The following is a 574-nucleotide window of genomic DNA, read 5'->3' as shown; positions in this document are numbered from 1 at the left end:
GAGTTGTCCGCCGTCCCGACCGGTGCGTGGCCACCAGATGAAAGGGACAGCCATGACCAGCATGACCGAAACCCCGCCGGATGTCAGCCTGACCATCCACGCCGGCGTCGACACCCACAAACACACCCACCACGCCGCGATCGTCGACCACCTCGGTCGCCCCCTCGCCGACCGCGAGTTCCCCGCCACCGACGCCGGCTACCACCAACTCCTGAGCTGGCTCGCCAGCACCGGCATCATCGCCTCCGTCGGTGTCGAGGGCACCGGCAGCTACGGCGCCGGCCTCACCCACGTGTTGCACGACGCCGGCCTCACCCACGTGTTGCACGACGCCGGCCTCACCCACGTGTTGCACGACGCCGGCCTCACCGTCGTCGAGGTCGACCGCCCCGACCGTCGTTCCCGACGGCGGCACGGCAAATCCGACCCGCTCGACGCCTACGCCGCCGCCACCGCGGCCCTGACCGGACGCGCCACCACCGTCCCCAAGACCCACGGCGGGGACGTCGAGGCAATCCGGTTCCTGCACAACGCCCGCCGCAGCGTGATCAAGTCCCGGGCCGAGGGGCCGAGG

1 protein-coding gene is annotated in these 574 nt (G+C 71.4%); it reads left to right on the top strand.

The genetic code is table 11. The features are described from left to right. Positions 1–52: 52 nt before the first annotated feature. Positions 53–574 (top strand): IS110 family transposase (locus tag AC1DWT_RS51785; RefSeq protein ID WP_477926343.1); only part of this gene is annotated, 522 nt, incomplete at its 3' end.

The sequence above is a fragment of the Rhodococcus sp. P4_B6 genome (assembly GCF_056402215.1).
The sequence above is the reverse complement of the archived record's forward strand: the minus strand, read 5'-3'. Positions and strand labels throughout refer to the sequence as shown.